Genomic DNA, 20,068 nt, shown 5'->3' with positions numbered 1-20,068 from the left:
ATTCATGCATGCGACGCGTACTCCGGACGTGCGGGTGCTTTGGGGTGCGTTATTCGCCGTCGGCACATTGTTGATCAGCACGCACGCGAATGCCGATTCCGGTTCCGGGCAAGGGGCGGGCGGCGCGCTGATCGGCGACGCGCTCTACAGCAACGACAGCGATCGCTTCGACGAACTGCGGACAAGCGCAGGCTATCTGTTCCCGAACAACTGGGGCGTGGGCGCGAGCGTGACGTATTTTCACGCGCCGGACTGGACGGCCAGCGGGCGCGGCCTCTACGCCATGTATCGCCAGGTCAATGCGCAGCAGACCATCGACGCGCGTCTCGGCGTCATGGATACGAACGGATACACCACGGCGGTGGGCATGCTCGACTACCAGCGGCACGTCACCGCCAGCACCGCGCTCGGCGTGAGCGCCGAGCGCGACGTGGTCGACTCGATCGTCGGCCTCCAGCGAGGGCTGACCTACAACAGCCTGGCGTTCGTGCTGGACCATCAATTCACCCCGCGTTTCACGATGGGCGCCGTGTTGGGCGGGATGTGGTTTTCGGATGACAACGCGCGTCCTTTGCTGCGTACGCGGTGGAATTACGAACTGGTGGCGAACAGCGGCTTCAATGCGTACGTCAAGACGAGGACTTACTACAACAGCCGGCCCTATCTGGGCGACTACTACTCGCCGCGCTGGCTGTCCGAGTATTCGGGGGGGCTGTCGTGGCGGACCGCGCTGAGCGACATCGCGGTGTTTTTCGTGAACGCCGACATCGGGCGTCAGAATACCGCCGATGCGGCAAACAACATCTGGAGCGCGCGGATCGGGTTGGAGAACCTCCGCAGGCGCTCGGTCCAATGGCGCATCGCGGTTGAAACGACCAACAACCGTGCGTCGAGCTTTGTGGGCGGGGGAGAGGGGTACCGCTATACGAGTGTGACGGGCAGGTTGCTGTTTCCGTTTCAGTGAGTGTCGCAGCGGCGAAGGCGTGGCGCCAGTCGGGCCGGATGACGGCCATCGCGGTGCCACGCACTGCCACGCACTGCGGTGGCTGTCGCCGAATTCACTTGTCGTTGCAGCTCAATGAAGCTCGCCGGCGCTGAGGGCTTCGATTATTTCCATTCGCTTCTTGCTCGAATCGGGCAATCGATTGGTGACGCTGATCAAGATTGCCTCGCACAGTGCAAGCGCCGGTACCTTGGTTTCGAGCATCGCGAAAGGGCGGCCCTTGATGGAAAGGATGACGTCGGCAAATTCTCCGATCGGTGAAATCCATTCGTCGGTTATCAACAAGATCCTGACGCCCAGTTTGCTTGCCGCTTCTGCGAATCTGACGCTGTCTTCCTGGTAGCGTCGAAAATCGAAGATCACCAGGATGTCCCCGGGTCCCATATCGGCCAACGCAATCGAGGCGATCTTCAGATCGGGCTCGATGCAGCGAACGTTGGGGCGCATGTAGCCCAGCGCATACGAGAACATCGAAGCCAGCGGCGAGGTGTACCGCCCGCCTCCGCAGAAAATGCGGGCGTCCAGCTCGACCAATAAGGACGCGGCCTCATTAAACGCCTTGATGTCGAGCCCCAGGATCATCGTATTGAGGGATTGGGACAGGCGCTGGAAAACAGTCATCGGACTTTCATTCTGAGCGGGAGTGGAATGAAAGGTGCGCATCCGATCCAGAGGCGAATTCATTGCCTCGTCAATTTCGTTGTGCAGCGCTTGCTGGAACGATGCATAGCTGGGGAAGCCCAGCCGGACGACGAAGCGAAAGACGGTCGGATCGCTGACGTTTGCCTGTTTCGCGACGCCCGAAATGGGTCCGAGTCCAAGGCTCGGATAGCGGTCGAGCAATGCTTGCGCAACCTTTTGCTCCCCCGGCGTAAATGAATCCATTTGAGACAACAACAACGCCCTGATACTTGCTTCCATTGAGGTGCTCCACCCTTCGTGCTTCTCGCTCCAATCGGCAGCGAGCGCTCCTGTCTGACCGTTATGGATCTTATCGCATCGTGTGAGGCGGCGATCCTTCGCGGGAACGGGCGTGCGTTGGCAAGAAATTGTCTGAAGATATGTAATGAAATAAATATTTCAGACCAATTTGCCGTGTGCATGCACCACAAGTAGGCGTTAACCCCAGATTTTCTTCACGAAATTTCATGTGTTATGCTCGCCGCCGCCTTGGATGTAATGAATGTTACATCTCTGCGCTTGCGGGCATGCACGCCGTGCCGCCGTGAATATCGATCTAACCCTACTTACGTCTGGAGACTCCTCTTATGAGGCGGTATGTTGCACTCACCCTGTTGGCCATCCATTGCTGTGCGTTCGCCGCATCCGAACCTGCGGTCGAAGCCCGAAACGGGATGGTCGTCTCCTCGCAGCGTCTCGCATCCGAGATCGGGGTCGAGATACTGAAAGAAGGGGGCAATGCCATTGATGCTGCCGTTGCCGTCGGCTACGCGCAGGCGGTCACGAATCCCTGTTGCGGCAATATCGGCGGCGGTGGTTTCATGACCATTCACCTTGCCAATGGCCAGGACCGGTTCATCAATTTCCGGGAGACCGCACCGGCTGCCGCGTCGGCGAACATGTATCTCGATACCTCGGGCAATGTCCGGCCGGACGAAAGCCTTTATGGCTATCGTGCCGTCGGTGTGCCGGGGACTGTCGCCGGTCTGGATCTCGCGCTGCGGAAATACGGCAACCTGACCCGCAAGCAGGTCATGGCCCCCGCGATTCGGCTCGCGCGTGATGGATTCATCCTGACGCGCGGCGACACCGACATCCTCGACACGACGGTTCAGCATTTCAAGTCGGACCCGGACGCGGCTCGCATCTTCCTCCGGGCCGACGGCACGCCGCTGCAACCGGGAGACCGTCTGGTTCAGAAGGATCTGGCGCGGACGCTGGAGCGAATCGCGGCGCAAGGGCCCGAAGCGTTCTATCGGGGCGAGATTCCGAAGAGGGTCGAGGCGGCGGCCAGGCAAGCCGGTGGCGTGATCACTGCCGCTGACTTCGCGTCCTACCGGGCCCAGGACATGGAGCCGTTGAAATGTACGTATCGCGGCTACGAGTTCGTTTCCGCCCCGCCTCCGAGTTCCGGCGGCGTGACCATGTGCGAGACGTTGAACGTCCTGGAAGGGTATGACATGCGCAAGCTTGGCTACCATTCCGCGTCGGCGATTCACTACATGACCGAAGCGATGCGGCACGCGTACGAGGACCGCAATACCCTTCTGGGCGATCCCGACTTCATCAGCAATCCGGTCAGCAAGCTGACGAGCAAGGAATACGCGGCGGACATTCGCAAGCGCATCAGCGGCGAGACGGCGACGGCATCGGTCGACGTGCAGCCCGGTCTCGGCGTGCACGAGAAGCCGGAGACCACGCATTACTCCGTCATCGATCATGCCGGCAATGCAGTCTCGACCACCTATACGGTCAACGGTCGCTTCGGTGCCGTGGTCATTCCGCCGGGAACGGGCTTCTTCCTGAACGACGAAATGGATGACTTCACCGTGAAGGTCGGCGCGCAGAACCTGTTCGGCCTCGTGCAGGGCACGCGCAACGCGATCGCGCCGGGCAAGCGGCCGCTCTCGTCAATGGCGCCGACGATCGTGAAGAAGGACGGCAAGGTGTTCATGGTGGTCGGCTCGCCCGGTGGCTCGCGCATCATCACCATTACGCTCCAGACGGTACTGAACGTGATCGACTACGGCATGTCGCCGCAGGATGCCGTCGATGCGCCGCGCATTCACCATCAGTGGCTGCCTGACGAGGTCTATTACGAAACCTATGGCCTGTCTCCCGACACGCTCGCGATCATGCGCAACATGGGCTACAAGATGGTCGAACAGACGCCGTGGGGTGCGGCAGAGCTGATTCTCGTCGGCCTGGCGGGTACCGAGGCCGCAAGCCGTCAGAGTTCCGGAAACGACTCGTCGGTATCCGGCAACGTGCGGGTTGGCTTCATCTACGGGTTCAATGACCCGCGCCGCCCTGCGGGATCGGCAGTCGGCTATTGACCGCTCATTGCTGAATCGCCGGAATCAGACGTTCGGGAGATTGCATGTTTGATCCGGCGACAGCGTGTGGGTGACTGCGCGCTCATGGCACGGCATGGGGCGCACATGTTTCATCTCTTTGTACGGTTACCGTGTACGGAATTCCAACATGAACAAAAGAATCCCTGCGGCCGTATGGATTTTGATCGCGATGGTGATCGGCATCCTCATCGGCTACATGATTTTTACGCAACTTCCGGACAAGAAGTCCGCCGTCGAGATCGCGGGATACATCTCGCTGGTCTCCGACGTGTTCCTGCGTCTGATCAAGATGGTAATCGGCCCGCTGGTGTTCTCGACACTGGTGGTCGGGATCGCGCATATGGGGGACGCGTCCACTGTCGGGCGAGTTTTCGCGAAAGCCCTTTGCTGGTTTGTCGCCGCGTCGCTGGTGTCGTTGATGCTGGGGCTCTTGATGGCAAACGTGCTCCACCCGGGCGAGAACCTTGGCTTGCCGCTGCCCGACATTGGTGCGTCGGCGAATCTTGCGACGTCCAAGTTCACGCTGAAGGATTTCGTCGGGCACATGGTGCCGAAATCGTTCGCGGAGGCGATGGCCAATAACGAGATTCTGCAGATCGTCGTGTTCTCGATGTTCTTCGGTGTCGCGCTTGCCGCGCTTGGGGAAAAGGGGAGGGTCCTGGTCGACGCCATCGAGCAACTGTCGCAGGTGATGCTCAAGGTGACCGGATACGTGATGAAGCTTGCCCCGCTTGCGGTGCTGGCGGCGATGGCCGCGACCGTTGCGGTCAATGGACTGTCGATTCTGTTGAAGTTCGTCGTGTTCATGCGTGACTTCTACATCAGTCTGATGCTGCTTTGGGCGGTGCTGGTCAGCGCGGGCCTGCTGGTCCTCGGGCCGCGCGTGTTCAAGTTGATGGCGCTGATCAAGGAAGCGTTCATGCTGTCGTTTGCGACCGCGAGCTCCGAAGCCGCCTATCCGAAAATCATCGATGCGCTCGATCGTTTCGGTGTGTGTCGCAAGATCTCGAGCTTTGTGATGCCGATGGGCTATTCGTTCAACCTCGATGGCTCGATGATGTACTGCACGTTCGCGTCGCTGTTCATCGCGCAGGCGTATGGCGTACATCTGTCGCTTGGCACGCAGGTCACGATGTTGTTGATTCTGATGCTCACGTCGAAAGGGATGGCCGGCGTGCCGCGCGCGTCCCTCGTCGTGATTGCGGCGACGCTTCACCAGTTCAACATCCCGGAGGCAGGTTTGCTGCTGATTCTCGGCGTCGACACGTTCCTGGATATGGGGCGGTCAGCCACCAACGCGGTGGGCAACTCGATTGCCAGCGCAGTCGTCGCGAAGTGGGAGGGCGGCCTCATGACGGAGGCCGAAGCCAAAGCGAGCGCGGAACGATCCGATGCGGCGCTCGAGACGCCGCTTGTCAGTCCGGCCTACGATTGACGGAGAGTGTGAAGCACAGTGCCGAACGTGGCGCGTTCTGCGCCATGTTCTTTCAAGGCCCGGTGGCGCGCTATCGCACGACTGAGTTTTGATTTGCTCACACCTCATTCCCGCGCGGCTTGGGTGAAACTCTTGTGCCTTACGACACTTTCAAAATATGCGGGGAAATTCGAATCGATCCGCACCATGTCATCTGCTGACGATGCCATCATTGTAAATTCTCTGTAAGTACCGCTCGACGCACGTTGACGTTTGGTGTCGGGGTCGCGCACGAGCGGTCAAGCAGCTTCCAGCTACGAGCTGCCAGTTACAGGGCAGTTGCCTGTTCAAGCGTCGGATAGTCGATATATCCGCGTTCCTCGCCTTGGTAGAAAGTCGACGAATCGGGAGCGTTGAAGGGGCCGCCGGCCGTGAATCGTTGAATGAGATCCGGGTTTGAAAGGAACAGGGTGCCAAACGAAACCAGATCGGCATCGCCGGCGTGGATAGCCGCGTTGGCGGTTTCTGACGTGTAACCGCCGTTTGCGATATAGGTACCGCCAAACCGCTGCTTCAGAGTGCGAAAGTCGAACGATTCTTCGCCGAGTTCGACAACATGCAGGTAAGCCAGTCCATACGGACGAAGTGCCTCGGCGACGTAGCCGAAAGTCGCCTGAGGGTCACTATCGCTCATCGAAAACACGTTGAAGCGTGGCGAGATACGCACACCCACTCGTTCCGCGCCAAAGACGGGGATGACGGCATCGAGCACCTCCTGCAAAAAGCGAGTTCGATTCTCGATCGAGCCACCATATTCGTCGGTCCGGGTATTTGTCCCGCTGCGAAGGAACTGATCGATGAGGTAGCCATTTGCGGCATGAACCTCGACACCGTCAAAACCGGCGGCCTTCGCGTTTTCCGCAGCACGCTGGAAGTCGCCGACGATCTCGCGAATCTCGGCAGTCGTCAGCGCGTGTGGAGTTTCATAGGGCTTCATCCCTTCGGTCGTGAAAATTTCCCCCGTTGCAGGGATGGCGGAAGGAGCGACAGGGAGTTCGCGTCCGGGTTGCACGGCGCTATGCGAAAGGCGTCCGACATGCCAGAGCTGAAGAAAGATACGGCCTCCCTTCTTATGCACGGCTTCGGTCACGGCTTTCCAGCCGGCAATTTGTTCCGGCGTGAATATGCCGGGTGTCCTCGGATAGCCCTTTCCCTGGGCAGAGATCTGTGAACCTTCGGTGATGATCAGGCCTGCATCGGCGCGTTGACGGTAGTACTCGACGACAAGCTGCCCTGGTACGTCGCCATCGTCGGCTCGGCTACGCGTAAGGGGTGGCATGACGGCGCGATTACGCAGCGACAGGTTGCCCAGCTGAACCGGTGACAGCAGATGATTGGTTGACGGTGATTGAGTCGATTGCACGAAAGTTCTCCTTCTCCTTAAGGAAGTCCTCGGTCACATCAATATTCAGGACCGATCGGTCCAATATAGCGCAAAGATATAGGGCGCGTTGTGGTAGGAAGGGAACTCACTGTTGCGGATATGAGGAAAATCCACCCGGGTTGGGCGCTTGACGTTTCGAGCGCCGGTTGATAACGTTGGTCATAACTGGACCAATCGGTCCAGTAAGTCGAGGTGGATCGCGTCGAGCGACGCCCGGTAGCCGAAGAGCCCGCATTGGAAACACACGGCCTTTGGCGTCCAAATTGGACCATTTGGTCCTGAAAATTTTGCGCGTGATGCTTGGCCCGGTGTTGACGTCCTCGTCATGGGCAGGTGTCGCGCACGACGACCGGTGGCGTAGCCGCCAGCAGCAACCAAGGAGAGTAAACATGAGTTATGAACGTCTTACCGCCGACAATGCAGCTCTGCTGTTGATCGACCACCAGACTGGCCTCTCGAACGGCATTCAGGATCAAAGCATCCCGGAGTACATGGCCGCAGTCACGGCACTGGCCAAACTCGGCAAGATCTTCAGCCTGCCCACGGTTGCCACGACGAGCGCTTCGGACGGTCCGAATGGCCCTCTGCTACCGACGATTTCCCAGATCCTGCCGAACGCACCGGTGATTCATCGTCCGGGTGAAATCAACGCTTGGGACAACAAGGATTTTGTCGAGGCGGTTCGCAAGACCGGGCGTAAGAAGTTGATTGTTGCAGGCGTGTCGACGGAAGTATGTGTCGCATTCGTCGCACTGTCGGCAGCGAAGGAAGGCTTCGATGTGTACGCCGTCATCGACGCGTCGGGTACCTGGAACAAGCTGGTTCAGGAGGTGGCCGTCGCACGCATGGTGCAAGCCGGTGTCACTCCGATTACGTGGGTCGCGGTCGGCGCGGAGTTGCAGGCCGATTGGCGCAATCCGCACGGTCAGGACCTCGGCGCCGTCATGGGTGAACATCTTCCGTTCTATGGCAACCTGATTGGCAGCTTCCTCGCGACGAAGGGTGCCTCTCTGTAACTCACTTTGTCCGATTGCGGGGTCATGTCGCTTTTCCGTCGTGGCCTCGCGCCCGAATAGCAGGTATTGAATATGGCCGTACACGTTTCCTCACTCACCCATAATCAGATGTCGCCGCGAGGTACGAATTTTGCAGCGGCTCGTATCGATCTGCGTGAACTCGAGGGCTTTATCAATCCAGTCGTGGGTCTTGATCATTTCAGGATGCGCGGACCGACATTTTCGCCGCATCCCCACGCGGGTTTTTCTGCGATCTCATACTTGTTCGAGGATTCCGCCGGGGCTATGCGTAACCGAGACTCCCTGGGGCACGACTTCGTGGCTGCTCCGGGGGATGTCATCTGGACGCAAGCGGGCTGCGGTGTGGTGCATGACGAGTTTCCCGCTGAGAACGGTCGCGAGGTCCATGGTATTCAACGCTTTGTCAATCTGAGTGCCGCGAATAAGCAACTCAATCCGAAGGTGTTTTGGGTCAAGCGAGACGATATTCCAGTGGCCGGTGACGACAGTGCAAACCGCGTTCGCGTAGTTGTCGGCGACTACGACGGGATATATTCGCCTCTCATGCCGGCTGAACCTTTTCAGCTACTTGATGGCACATGGAACGTTCCGGGCCAACTGCCGCTTCGTGGCAACTGGAATACCATTCTTTATGTGCTGGAAGGAATGCTTCAGGTAGATGCGGCAGGTAAGCAAATCGCCTTGCGTCGTGGGGATGCAGTAGGATTGCGGAGCGATGCCCCCGCCTTGCTTCATTTGATGCCGCAAGCGTCAACACGCATGCTCGTCCTGGCAGGGCCGGCACTCACGGAGCCGCTAGTCATGCATGGTCCCTTTATTATGAATTCGGTGGGACAACTGGCTGACGCTGTGGCACGGTTCAATGCGGGCGAAATGGGGCGATTGCAACCAGTAGGGGCGGCGCAATAATTATAGGTTTGATGCATGATGGCAGCGCGGCCCAGCCGCGCTAGCATCGATCGGCAGTGGCAAATCGGCAGCCTTGCCCCACTTACGTGCACCTGCTACATTGATCGAACGGGACTGTTCAGTCCGGAAAAATGACGCTTTGCTCGCAGGAAGAAATGCATGGGACGGGTGCAACAATTCGACACCGATGAAACGCTACATCGGGCAATGGCCGTATTTTGGAACAAGGGCTACGAGGCCACTTCGCTGAGCGACCTGCTTGCCGCTACAGGGCTGAGCAAGAGCAGTCTGTATGCGGCGTTCGGGGGAAAGCGCGAACTGTTTCTTTCAGCATACGACGCCTATCGAGATGAGCGTGCGCGAGAGATGTACAGCATTTTGGAGCGCGGAAATGCTCGCGGGGCGATTGAGGCTTTTTTCCGCATGATCATCGGGCATGCAGAGCAACTTGAATTTTCTCATGGTTGCATGAGTGTCAATCAGGCCGTGGAAATGGCGCCACACGATCCGGATGTTCAGTCGCGGGTCGAGGCAGATTTTCAACTTATAGAGGATGCGCTTGCAAGGACGATCGCTCGTGGCCAGGGCGACGGTTCGGTGCGCACTAAGGAGAATGCGCGCCGGCTTGCACGGCTATTCACGGTTGCGTTTCCCGGTTTGCAAGTCATGGTGCGGGCGGGAGCGAGCGGTGCTCGCATGAAGGACGCCTTGGCGATGCTGCTTGCAAATCTGGGCTAGCAGTCGGCTCGGGGGGATGTCACCGCTGAAATGTACCGGTCGGGCGGGCGAGGCCGCGATGTTGTATCCGGATCTAATCAAGAGTTGCATTCACTTCCAATCAAGTTCGACGCGCCCCCTGCCGGGTAATCCTGATACAGGTATTGAGACTACCAGCCAAGCTCATGTTTTTAATGGGTTTTTTCTCGGCCGGCCTGCGCGGCGGCGGGCTCTGCGTGGCATAATCGGCTCCATCCGCAAGGCTTGTAGTCACAAGGACCCCGCATACCCATGGCACAGACTCTCTACGACAAACTGTGGAATTCCCACGTCGTCCACACCGAGGAAGACGGCACCGCGCTGCTCTACATCGATCGCCATCTGCTGCATGAGGTGACGAGTCCGCAGGCGTTCGAAGGGCTGAAGCTCGCTCATCGCCCGGTCTGGCGCAACAGCGCGAACCTGGCCGTGTCGGACCACAACGTGCCGACGACCGATCGCAGCGAAGGCATCGCCGATCCGGTCTCGAAGCTGCAGGTCGACACGCTCGACGCGAACTGCGACAGCTTCGGCATCACCCAGTTCAAGATGAACGACGTGCGTCAGGGCATCGTCCACATCATCGGCCCGGAACAAGGCGCGACGCTGCCGGGCATGACGATCGTCTGCGGCGATTCGCACACGTCGACGCACGGCGCGTTCGGCGCGCTCGCGCACGGCATCGGCACGTCCGAAGTCGAGCACGTGCTCGCGACGCAGACGCTGCTGCAGAAAAAGAGCAAGAACATGCTCGTGAAGGTCGAGGGCCAGCTGCCGCGCGGCTGCACCGCGAAGGACATCGTGCTGGCGATCATCGGCAAGATCGGCACCGCGGGCGGCACCGGCTACGCGATCGAATTCGGCGGCTCGACGATCCGCGCGCTGACGATGGAAGGCCGGATGACGGTCTGCAACATGGCGATCGAGGCGGGCGCACGTGCCGGCATGGTGTCCGTCGACGACACGACGATCGACTACCTGAAGGGCCGTCCGTTCGTGCCGGCCGGCGCGGAGTGGGATCAGGCCGTCGAATACTGGCGCCAGTTCAAGTCGGACGACGGCGCGCAGTTCGATCACGTCGTCGAGCTGAACGCCGCCGAGATCGTGCCGCAGGTCACGTGGGGCACGTCGCCGGAGATGGTCACGTCGATCGACGGCCGCGTGCCCGATCCCGAGCGCGAGAAGGATCCGGTCAAGCGCGACGCGATGGAGCGCGCGCTGGCGTACATGGCGCTCGAGCCGAACACGCCGATCGAGGCGATCACGGTCGACAAGATCTTCATCGGCTCGTGCACGAATGCGCGCATCGAGGACATCCGCGCCGCCGCGTACGTCGTGAAGAAGCTCGGCCGCCGCGTCGCGCCGAACGTGCGTCTCGCGATGGTCGTGCCGGGCTCGGGTCTCGTGAAGGCGCAGGCCGAGCGCGAAGGCCTCGACAAGGTGTTCACGGAAGCCGGCTTCGAATGGCGCGAGCCGGGCTGCTCGATGTGCCTCGCGATGAACGCCGACCGCCTCGAGCCGGGCGAGCGCTGCGCGTCGACGTCGAACCGCAACTTCGAAGGCAGGCAGGGCGCGGGTGGCCGCACCCACCTCGTCAGCCCGGCGATGGCAGCGGCCGCGGCGATCGAAGGCCATTTCGTCGACATTCGCAAGCTGGGGTAACGGGACACCGATCATGGATAAATTCACTGTGCACACCGGCGTCGTGGCGCCGCTCGATCGCGAGAACGTCGACACGGACGCGATCATCCCGAAGCAGTTCCTGAAGTCGATCAAGCGCACCGGCTTCGGCCCGAACGCGTTCGACGAATGGCGCTACCTGGATCACGGCGAGCCGGGCCAGGACAACTCGACGCGTCCGCTGAACCCGGATTTCGTGCTGAACCAGCCGCGCTACCAGGGCGCGTCGGTCCTGCTCGCGCGCAAGAACTTCGGCTGCGGCAGCTCGCGCGAGCACGCGCCGTGGGCGCTGCAGCAGTACGGCTTCCGCGCGCTGATCGCGCCGAGCTTCGCCGACATCTTCTACAACAACTGCTTCAAGAACGGCGTGTTGCCGATCGTGCTGACCGAGCAGCAGGTCGATCACCTGTTCAACGAGACGTACGCGTTCAACGGCTATCAGCTGACGATCGATCTGGACGCGCAGGTCGTGCGTGCGCCGGACGGCCGCGAGTATCCGTTCGAGGTCGCGGCGTTCCGCAAGTATTGCCTGCTGAACGGTTTCGACGACATCGGCCTCACGCTGCGTCACGCCGACAAGATCCGCCAGTTCGAAGCGGAGCGCCTCGCGAAGCAGCCGTGGCTCAACCACAAGCTGGTCGGCTGAGATCGCCCGCCAGGCGGGCGCGCGCTCGCGGCGTGCGTCCGCCGTTCGGAATTCACACTCTACCCAGTCAGGAATAACGCATGAAGATTGCAGTGCTGCCCGGCGACGGCATCGGCCCGGAGATCGTCAAGGAAGCGGTGAAGGTGCTGAACGCACTCGACGAGAAGTTCGAACTCGAGGAAGCGCCCGTCGGCGGCGCCGGCTACGAGGCGAGCGGCCATCCGCTGCCGGACGCGACGCTCAAGCTCGCGAAAGAGGCGGACGCGATCCTGTTCGGCTCGGTCGGCGACTGGAAATACGACTCGCTGGAGCGCGCGCTGCGTCCCGAGCAGGCGATTCTCGGCCTGCGCAAGCATCTCGAGCTGTTCGCGAACTTCCGTCCGGCGATCTGCTATCCGCAGCTCGTCGACGCGTCGCCGCTGAAGCCCGAGCTGGTCGCGGGCCTCGACATCCTGATCGTGCGCGAGCTGAACGGCGACATCTACTTCGGCCAGCCGCGCGGCATCCGCCAGGCGCCGGACGGCCCGTTCGCCGGCGCGCGCGAGGGCTTCGACACGATGCGCTATTCGGAGCCGGAAGTGCGCCGCATCGCGCACGTCGCGTTCCAGGCCGCGCAGAAGCGTCAGAAGAAGCTGCTGTCGGTCGACAAGTCGAACGTGCTCGAAACCTCGCAGTTCTGGCGCGACGTCATGATCGACGTGTCGAAGGAGTATGCGGACGTCGAGCTGTCGCACATGTACGTCGACAACGCGGCGATGCAGCTCGCGAAGGCGCCGAAGCAGTTCGACGTGATCGTGACCGGCAACATGTTCGGCGACATCCTGTCCGACGAGGCGTCGATGCTCACCGGCTCGATCGGCATGCTGCCGTCGGCGTCGCTCGACAAGAACAACAAGGGCCTGTACGAGCCGTCGCACGGCTCCGCGCCGGACATCGCCGGCAAGGGCATTGCGAACCCGCTCGCGACGATCCTGTCGGCCGCGATGCTGCTGCGCTACTCGCTGAATCGCGCGGAGCAGGCCGATCGCATCGAGCGCGCGGTGAAGAAGGTGCTCGAGCAAGGCTATCGCACCGGCGACATCGCGACGCCGGGCTGCCAGCAGGTCGGCACGGTCGCCATGGGCGACGCGGTAATCGCGGCGCTGTAAGCATTGAAGGCTTGAAACAAAAGGGCGCGAACGATGCCGCGAAAACGGCGCGTTCGCGCTGCGCGGCCGCACCGAATTAGCCGTTGTGCGGCCAACCGGGTTTGTGTAGACTCAAACGATGGCGCTGATTTCCCTGATCTCCCCGGTCTTGAAACTCCACGGCAAGATTGCCCGTGCGGGTGCGCGCGCCATCATCACCACGAAAACCATTACCACGAAAGCGTTCATTAAACGCTGATCGTCCGTCGTGCCCGCCTGTTTCCCCGCGCGGTCACGCAGGGGACGGAAATGGCGGGGAAGCTCCATTCAAAGGGTTAGTCATGAACGTAGGTCTCGTAGGTTGGCGCGGCATGGTCGGCAGCGTCCTCATGCAACGCATGCAGGAAGAGGGCGATTTCGACCTGATCGAACCGGTGTTTTTCAGCACCAGCAACTCGGGCGGCAAGGCGCCGTCGTTCGCGAAAAACGAGACTACGCTCAAGGACGCGATGAACGTCGACGAGCTGAAGAAGTGCGACGCCATCATCACCTGCCAGGGCGGCGACTACACGAACGAAGTGTTCCCGAAGCTGCGCGCAGCGGGCTGGAACGGCTACTGGATCGACGCGGCGTCGTCGCTGCGGATGAATGACGACGCGGTCATCATTCTCGATCCGGTCAACCTGAACGTGATCAAGGACGCGCTCGTCAACGGCACGAAGAACTTCGTCGGCGGCAACTGCACGGTCAGCCTGATGCTGATGGCGCTGGGCGGCCTGTTCCGCGAGAACCTCGTCGACTGGATGACGGCGATGACGTACCAGGCCGCGTCGGGCGCGGGCGCGCAGAACATGCGCGAACTGCTGTCGCAGATGGGCGCGCTGAACGGCGCGGTGAAGGAGCAGCTCGCCGATCCGGCGTCGGCGATCCTCGACATCGACCGCCGCGTGCTGGCCACGATGAACAGCGATGCGATGCCGACGAGCCACTTCGGCGTGCCGCTGGCCGGCTCGCTGATTCCGTGGATCGACAAGGATCTCGGCAACGGCATGTCGAAGGAAGAGTGGAAGGGCGGCGCGGAAACCAACAAGATCCTCGGCAAGCCGGCGATGGGCGAGCCGGGCTCGATCCCGGTCGACGGCCTGTGCGTGCGGATCGGCGCGATGCGCTGCCACTCGCAGGCGCTGACGATCAAGCTGAAGAAGGACGTGCCGCTCGACGAGATCAACGGCATCCTCGCGTCGGCGAACGACTGGGTGAAGGTCGTGCCGAACGAGCGCGAAGCGTCGATGCGCGACCTGTCGCCGGCCAAGGTGACGGGCACGCTGACGGTGCCGGTCGGCCGCCTGCGCAAGCTGGCGATGGGCGGCGAATACCTGTCCGCGTTCACGGTCGGCGACCAGCTGCTGTGGGGCGCGGCCGAGCCGCTGCGCCGCATGCTGCGCATTCTGCTCGACAAATGATCGCGCATGCCTGCGATGTCCGCCGTTCAGGCGGGCACGCGGGCCGTGCCGGTCGCGCCCGAGCCGGCTGCATATGAGAACACGGAAGCCCCGGACCGCTCGCGCGGCCGGGGCTTTTTCGCATGGTGTTCCCCGTCGTCGGGCAGTGACATCCGGGGCTTTCATCGACACCCCTCGTGCACCGGCTTGCCGCGCAAGAGCTGAAGCGGCCCATTCGGCACTTCATCTTCTGTGGCCGCCACTCCGGCTGAAGCAGAAGACAGGATGTGTGAATGTACAATGCACATCATCGATGTACATTAAACATCTTGGCCGCCGAGCATCGTTGATGTATCCTGCACATCACCGATGTCGATTGCACACCGAGGATTTCATGAAGAACGCCATGCTGAGCGAGCTGTTTGGGGGGGCGCAACGCTTTTCCCTGCTTCGCGCGTTGTATCAGGACCCGACGTGCAGTTACACCACGGTTGAGCTCGCCCGAATGGCTGGCGCCGATCGAGGCAACGTTTCCAGATGGCTGCGGAAGTGGGCGGAGGTCGGGTTGGCGAAGCGAGTCGCACATGGCCAGCACATCACTTATCAAGCGGCGAATGACCCCTTGCTGGCCGGGCTGACCGACATGGCCCGTCGGAGCGACGAAATACTGGATGACATTGCGAGCGCCCTGCCTGAAGAGGCCGAAGCGGCCGTCATATTTGGGTCGGTCGCTCGAGGGAAGGAGTTGGCTCGATCGGACGTCGATGTGCTGGTGTTGGGGGAGCACCTGAGCAGCCTGAAGGTCAACGCCCGACTGAAGCCGGTCGGCCGAAAGCACCATCGCGAGATTCATGCGACCGTTGTTTCACGCAGGGAATTCGAGGAAAAGCTGGCCGATGGGGAAGGCTTTGCAAGTAATGTCGTATCGCACCCCGTTATTCCGGTGAAGGGAGTGTTCAACTATGCTGCGTAATCCGTTTTCCTTGTCTCAGGACGAGCCGGAACTGGTCCGCCAGGAGCGCACGAGAAACCGGCAGACAATCCAGTCCCAACTGCGCGCCGCTGTGCAGAAATACAAGGATTCCCAGAACGCCAGCGTGTCCGGCCCGACGCGACTCGATGCGGCTTACGATGCAATCCTGTTCTGTGCCCTGGCTGTTTTTGCTGCGCAAGGCTATCGCATTTCTTCGAGACCTGGTCACCACCGGATCGCAATGGAAGGGCTCGCCGGTGCGCTGGATTTGGGCGAAGGCACGCTTGATGAACTCGAAACGCTGCTCGACCTGCGCAACAGCAAGTACGACGGCTTCGAATCAGTGGATGAGCAGACGTTGAGGGACGTATTGCAGTTATCCAGCACCGTTCTGACCACCGTGTCGACCTGGCTGGTGCAGCATCATCCCGATCTCGTTGCGACAACCTGATCCTCGTGCCGGGCCAATGCGTCGCGAAGGATGGCTTCGTCGGCAGTGTCGCGCCGGCGGCATGCGCGATGTCGTGGCGGCGCCATCGTTTGTTGACGATTTCGGCCTGAATTCGACCTCCTGAAGTAAACTACGCGGTCACGACGCGCAGACACGCCCGAAGCGTCGCGTTTTACGCGACGCTTTTGCATTTCTGCGACGACCTTTGCATTTCCCCAAACGCGAATTCCAGCCGCGCGTCAGCGCGGCGATAGAGTCAACGATGTCCCGATCCTCTTCGTTTCCGTTTCCGTCGCGTCTGTCACATGCTATTTGCGGCGCGGTCGCCGTCCTGACCCTGAGCGCGGCCGCCGCGCCCGTCTGGGCGACGGGCGCCGGTGAGAAAGCGGCGCCTGCCGGGCAGGCGCCGCACGCCATTACGGTTCAGCCGGGCCAGTCTCTCAACGACATCGCCGCCGCGGTCACGCAGTCGCGCGATCCGACGGTGCTTGCCAACGCGGGACGCGCGCTGTTCGATGCGAACCAGCAGGCGTTCATGAAGCGTGATCCGAGCCGCCTCAGGCTGGGCGCGACGCTGACCGTGCCGCCACTCGATGCGTCGGGCGCGGCGATCGTGCATGGCGCATCGGCAAGCGCTGCCGGTTCGGCCGCGCATGCGGCGACGTCGGCGCCTGCCGTGTCGGGAACGCACGTTGCGCCTGCTTCGCATGCGGCGTCGCCTGCGCCCGCTGTGTCAGGATCGCAAGTTGCGCCCGCTCCGCACGCCGCATCGCCTGCGCCCGCGGTGTCGGGAGCGCATGCCGCGCCTGCTGCGCATGCGGCATCGCCCGCGCTCGGTGTGTCCGGCGCGCAGGTCGCGCCGGCTACGCATGCGGCACCATCAGCGGCTGGCGCGTCGGGCGTGCAGGCCGCACCTGCCGCGCATCCGGGGCCGGCCACCGATGCCGGAATTACGGCGAAGGCGGCGCCGTCGACGCCTGTCGGCGTGTCCGCCGCGCAAGCGGTACCTGCCGAGGGCGGGGGGAGTGGGCCGCACGTCTGGAGCGGCGCGATCCAGTCGGCGCCGGTGGCAGGAAGCGATGCGGGGGTGCCGTCCGCTCCGGCCGGCGTACCCGCTCCGGTGACTCACGCGAGCCCGGCGCCCGCCGCGGCCGCGCCGCAACCTCGTCCGTCCAGCCTGCAGCAACTGCTTGCCCTCAAGAACCGCGTGCTGATGGAGTTGCAAAAACACGGCATCGGCAAGGCGCCGGCTGCTGGTCCGGGGGGGGGCGGCCGCTCGCAGGCCGACGCGCCTGCGCCACGGCCCGGTGCGGCCGTGACCGCCGCCGCATCGGCGGCAAGCGGGGTTCCGGCGAGTGGCGGGGCGACGGGCACGGCCCGGGCGGCGAAGCCGGCGGCCCGCCCGGCTGCATCTGCCGCGGCGCCTTCGCTGGCGGCTATTGCGAGCCAGATCGACTGGCGCGCGGTTGGCGGCGCGGGTGGCGTGCTGGCCGCGTTGTTGGCGGGTTGGGCATGGCGCAGGCGCAGGCAGGCGCGTCGTGCCGATCAGGTCGAGGGGCAGGAGGCCGAAGCGGCCGCGCCGTCCTCGGCCGGTGGCGCGGAACCGCTTCTGACCGTTGCGCCGGAAATGTCGAGCCAACCCGAGGCATCGGGCGCGCAGGATGCATCTATCGCGCGCGCACCGGTAACGGCCGGGAAGCGGGCAGCGGCTGGCGTCGCGGCGGACGCGTTTGCGGCACAATCCGCTGCCGATCCGCTGCCGGTTCCCGCGCGCGAGGTCGCATTCGTGTCCGTGCAACAGCGGCCCACGCAGCCGGAGGTCGAGCAATCGAAGGCCGAGCAATCGAAGATTGAGCAGCCGAGGGCCGAACGGCTGGAGATGGAGCAGCCGCGAATCGAGCAACCGAGGGTCGAGCAACCGAAACCCGAGCAACCGAAACCCGAGCAACAGCAGGATAAGCAACAGCAGGACGAGCAACAGGTAATGGAGATTCACAACGAGCCGCTAGTCCAGGGCGCAATCGACGACGTGCCCGCCGGGCAGTCGTCCGCACCGTCCGCTGCCGATGCGCAGCAGGCGTTTCCTCACGATGCGATCGAGGCGCTCGACAGCCTCGACATGCCGTTGCCGCCGCGCACGGCGAGTGAGCCGTCGGCATTGGAGAGCGACGCGTCCATTTCGGGCGGGCTTTCCATTGATGAAAAAAATGCAACTAACGGTCTAGCCTCTTCACATCCGCCCGTTGCGGATCATGCATCCGCTTCGCTGCACGATGCCGAGCAGGAGGGCGGCCCGCTGGACGATGACGGAATCAGGCCGTTCACCGGCAACGGCGACGGCGCAGCCAACCGTCCGTCGGTGCTGCCGCCGCTGGGCGGCGCGCAATTCGGCGTGCTGAAGCTCGACTTCGATCTCGACCTGCCGTCGGTGCCGGGCGCCGTGCTGCCTGCGTTCACGCCGGCGGAACTGGCGAAAATCGCGCGCAACAAGCTGGATCTCGCGAGCGAATATGTGGAGCTGGGTGACTTGTCCGGCGCGCGGACGCTGCTGCAGGAGGTGCTCGACGCGAGCGACGCCGGCACGCGCGACGACGCGCGCGCATTGATGACGAAGCTGGCGGACGCGTCGTGATGCGGATCGCGCTGGGCATTCAGTACGACGGTGCCGCGTTTTGCGGCTGGCAATCGCAGCCGCACGGCAAGACGGTCCAGGATGCGCTCGAGCGCGCGCTGGCCAAGTTCGCGCAAGCGCCGCTGCACACCACGGTGGCAGGGCGCACCGACACCGGCGTGCACGGGCTCGGCCAGGTCGTCCACTTCGACACGGAGCTGGACCGCGCGGACTTTTCGTGGGTGCGCGGCACGAACGCGTTCCTGCCGTCGACGGTGTCGGTGCAGTGGGCCAAGCCGATGCCGGAAGCATTCCATGCGCGTTTCTCGGCGTTCGAACGCACCTATTACTACGCGCTGTACGTGCATCCGGTGCGTTCGCCGATGCTCGCGGCGCGGGCCGGCTGGATCCACACGCCGCTCGACGATGACGCGATGCGCGAGGCGGCGGCGCTGCTGATCGGCGAGCACGACTTTTCCGCGTTCCGGTCGTCGGAATGCCAGTCGAAGACGCCGGTCAAACACCTGTATCAGATCGACATCCGGCGCGCCGGGCACTTCATTCATTTCCGGTTCCGGGCCAATGCGTTCCTGCACCACATGGTTCGCAACCTGATGGGCTGCCTCGTCGCCGTCGGGCGCGGGCGCTATCCGGCGGCGTGGATCTCGGACGTGCTGGCCGGCCGCGACCGCAACCGCGCCGCGCCGACTTTCATGGCCGACGGGCTGTATCTCGCCCACGTCGGCTATCCGGCGGAATTCGCCGTCCCGCCCGCGCAGCTCGGCAGCGTGCCGTGGAGCGACGTATGGGCCGACCTGGATCGACAGTCATGACCGACAACGCTTTCCCTTCGACTGCCGCGCCCGATGACGCGGCGTTGCCGCAACGCACGCGCATCAAGCTGTGCGGCCTGTCGCGCGCCGAGGATGTCCAGCACGCGGCGGCACTCGGCGCCGACGCGATCGGCCTCGTGTTCTACCCGAAAAGCCCGCGCGCGGTGACGATCGCGCAGGCGGCCGAACTGGCGCGGCTTGCGCCGCCGTTCGTGTCGGTGGTCGGCCTGTTCGTGAACGCGACCGTCGACGAGATCGAGGCGGTGGTGCGCGACGTGCCGCTGACGCTGCTGCAGTTCCACGGCGACGAAACCCCCGGGCAGTGCGACGCGCTCGGCCGCGCGGCCCGGCTGCCGTGGCTGCGCGCGGTGCGCGTCGGGCCCTCGACGCAGTCGGCCGATTTGGTAGAATCGTCACTTCATTATTCGAAAGCGCGCGGCCTCCTGTTCGACACTCTCGTGCCCGACTACGGCGGCAGCGGCAAGGTCTTCGATTGGTCACTTATTCCTGCAGAGCTCGCGCGTCGGGCCGTTTTGAGTGGTGGGTTGAACGCGCAAAACGTCGGTGATGCGATCCGTCAGCTGCGTCCGTTTGCGGTCGATGTCTCGAGCGGCATCGAAGTGCCGGGCGCAAAGGGCGTGAAGGATCACGCCCGGATGGCGGCGTTCGTGCGCGCGGTGCGCGCGGCGGACGCCGGGTGATGC

19 protein-coding genes are annotated in these 20,068 nt (G+C 62.7%); 16 read left to right on the top strand and 3 right to left on the bottom strand.

Translation table 11 applies throughout. The features are described from left to right. The first annotated feature begins 4 nt into the window (after window positions 1-4). Window positions 5-964 (top strand): hypothetical protein, encoded by a 960-nt coding sequence (locus tag LIG30_RS08615; protein WP_056405835.1) that lies wholly within the window; start codon window positions 5-7, stop codon window positions 962-964. Window positions 965-1,075: 111 nt separating this feature from the next. Here LIG30_RS08615 and LIG30_RS08610 read toward each other — a convergent pair whose 3' ends face one another. Beyond that, on the bottom strand, window positions 1,076-1,924 hold the full coding sequence (locus LIG30_RS08610; RefSeq protein ID WP_038711295.1) for a MurR/RpiR family transcriptional regulator: 849 nt from the start codon (window positions 1,922-1,924) through the stop codon (window positions 1,076-1,078). 347 nt (window positions 1,925-2,271) lie between these two features. On the opposite strand from LIG30_RS08610, the gene ggt reads away from it, so the two are divergent. Both ggt and LIG30_RS08600 read left to right on the top strand, forming a co-directional pair. Continuing rightward, complete coding sequence (ggt, locus tag LIG30_RS08605; protein ID WP_038711294.1) at window positions 2,272-4,020, top strand: gamma-glutamyltransferase; 1,749 nt, start codon at window positions 2,272-2,274, stop codon at window positions 4,018-4,020. A gap of 148 nt (window positions 4,021-4,168) precedes the next feature. Further along, a complete protein-coding gene (locus tag LIG30_RS08600; RefSeq protein ID WP_038711293.1) occupies window positions 4,169-5,476 on the top strand; it encodes a dicarboxylate/amino acid:cation symporter in 1,308 nt (435 codons plus the stop codon). Between the two features lie 307 nt (window positions 5,477-5,783). Here LIG30_RS08600 and LIG30_RS08595 read toward each other — a convergent pair whose 3' ends face one another. Continuing rightward, on the bottom strand, window positions 5,784-6,878 hold the full coding sequence (locus LIG30_RS08595) for an alkene reductase (RefSeq protein WP_038711291.1): 1,095 nt from the start codon (window positions 6,876-6,878) through the stop codon (window positions 5,784-5,786). 410 nt (window positions 6,879-7,288) lie between these two features. On the opposite strand from LIG30_RS08595, the gene LIG30_RS08590 reads away from it, so the two are divergent. The 10 genes from LIG30_RS08590 (at window position 7,289) to LIG30_RS08545 (ending at window position 15,920) form a co-directional block, all read left to right on the top strand. Then, the gene (locus LIG30_RS08590; RefSeq protein ID WP_038711353.1) at window positions 7,289-7,915 is read left to right on the top strand and encodes an isochorismatase family protein; all 627 of its coding nucleotides are present in this window, start codon (window positions 7,289-7,291) and stop codon (window positions 7,913-7,915) included. 72 nt (window positions 7,916-7,987) lie between these two features. Then, entirely contained in the window at window positions 7,988-8,845 is an 858-nt protein-coding gene (locus LIG30_RS25185) for a pirin family protein (protein WP_083493953.1), read from the top strand. 159 nt (window positions 8,846-9,004) lie between these two features. Next, complete coding sequence (locus LIG30_RS08580; protein ID WP_038711288.1) at window positions 9,005-9,583, top strand: TetR/AcrR family transcriptional regulator; 579 nt, start codon at window positions 9,005-9,007, stop codon at window positions 9,581-9,583. 270 nt (window positions 9,584-9,853) lie between these two features. Continuing rightward, window positions 9,854-11,263 (top strand): 3-isopropylmalate dehydratase large subunit, encoded by a 1,410-nt coding sequence (gene leuC, locus LIG30_RS08575; RefSeq protein WP_038711286.1) that lies wholly within the window; start codon window positions 9,854-9,856, stop codon window positions 11,261-11,263. A 13-nt stretch (window positions 11,264-11,276) separates the two neighbouring features. After that, window positions 11,277-11,927, top strand: coding sequence for a 3-isopropylmalate dehydratase small subunit (gene leuD, locus LIG30_RS08570; protein ID WP_038711284.1), 651 nt, complete (start codon window positions 11,277-11,279; stop codon window positions 11,925-11,927). Window positions 11,928-12,007: 80 nt separating this feature from the next. Then, window positions 12,008-13,075, top strand: coding sequence for a 3-isopropylmalate dehydrogenase (gene leuB, locus LIG30_RS08565; protein WP_038711282.1), 1,068 nt, complete (start codon window positions 12,008-12,010; stop codon window positions 13,073-13,075). Between the two features lie 118 nt (window positions 13,076-13,193). Next, window positions 13,194-13,313, top strand: coding sequence for a 3-isopropylmalate dehydrogenase (locus tag LIG30_RS25180; protein ID WP_083493952.1), 120 nt, complete (start codon window positions 13,194-13,196; stop codon window positions 13,311-13,313). 82 nt (window positions 13,314-13,395) lie between these two features. Beyond that, on the top strand, window positions 13,396-14,517 hold the full coding sequence (asd, locus tag LIG30_RS08555) for an aspartate-semialdehyde dehydrogenase (protein ID WP_038711281.1): 1,122 nt from the start codon (window positions 13,396-13,398) through the stop codon (window positions 14,515-14,517). Between the two features lie 373 nt (window positions 14,518-14,890). After that, window positions 14,891-15,469 (top strand): nucleotidyltransferase domain-containing protein, encoded by a 579-nt coding sequence (locus LIG30_RS08550; RefSeq protein ID WP_160326686.1) that lies wholly within the window; start codon window positions 14,891-14,893, stop codon window positions 15,467-15,469. After that, the gene (locus tag LIG30_RS08545; protein ID WP_038711278.1) at window positions 15,459-15,920 is read left to right on the top strand and encodes a hypothetical protein; all 462 of its coding nucleotides are present in this window, start codon (window positions 15,459-15,461) and stop codon (window positions 15,918-15,920) included. Before LIG30_RS08550 ends, LIG30_RS08545 begins: the two co-directional genes overlap by 11 nt. A 301-nt stretch (window positions 15,921-16,221) precedes the next feature. On the opposite strand, the gene LIG30_RS27205 is transcribed toward LIG30_RS08545, so the two are convergent. Continuing rightward, on the bottom strand, window positions 16,222-16,539 hold the full coding sequence (locus LIG30_RS27205) for a hypothetical protein (protein ID WP_235510252.1): 318 nt from the start codon (window positions 16,537-16,539) through the stop codon (window positions 16,222-16,224). 366 nt (window positions 16,540-16,905) lie between these two features. Between LIG30_RS27205 and LIG30_RS08540 the strand changes: the two genes are divergently transcribed. From LIG30_RS08540 to LIG30_RS08530, 3 genes are read left to right on the top strand one after another with little or no spacing between them, the layout of a single operon-like run. Next, a complete protein-coding gene (locus tag LIG30_RS08540) occupies window positions 16,906-18,552 on the top strand; it encodes a FimV/HubP family polar landmark protein (protein ID WP_235510249.1) in 1,647 nt (548 codons plus the stop codon). Then, window positions 18,552-19,364 carry a tRNA pseudouridine(38-40) synthase TruA gene (gene truA, locus LIG30_RS08535; protein WP_038711275.1) on the top strand — a complete coding sequence of 271 codons (813 nt, stop codon included), beginning with the start codon at window positions 18,552-18,554 and terminating at the stop codon, window positions 19,362-19,364. The genes LIG30_RS08540 and truA overlap by 1 nt, the downstream gene beginning before the upstream one ends. Next, window positions 19,361-20,065 (top strand): phosphoribosylanthranilate isomerase, encoded by a 705-nt coding sequence (locus LIG30_RS08530; protein ID WP_038711273.1) that lies wholly within the window; start codon window positions 19,361-19,363, stop codon window positions 20,063-20,065. Before truA ends, LIG30_RS08530 begins: the two co-directional genes overlap by 4 nt. Window positions 20,066-20,068 lie beyond the last annotated feature (3 nt).

This window comes from Burkholderia sp. lig30, from assembly GCF_000687455.2.
In the GTDB taxonomy this organism is placed as follows: Bacteria; Pseudomonadota; Gammaproteobacteria; order Burkholderiales; family Burkholderiaceae; genus Burkholderia.
The sequence above is the reverse complement of the archived record's forward strand: the minus strand, read 5'-3'. Positions and strand labels throughout refer to the sequence as shown.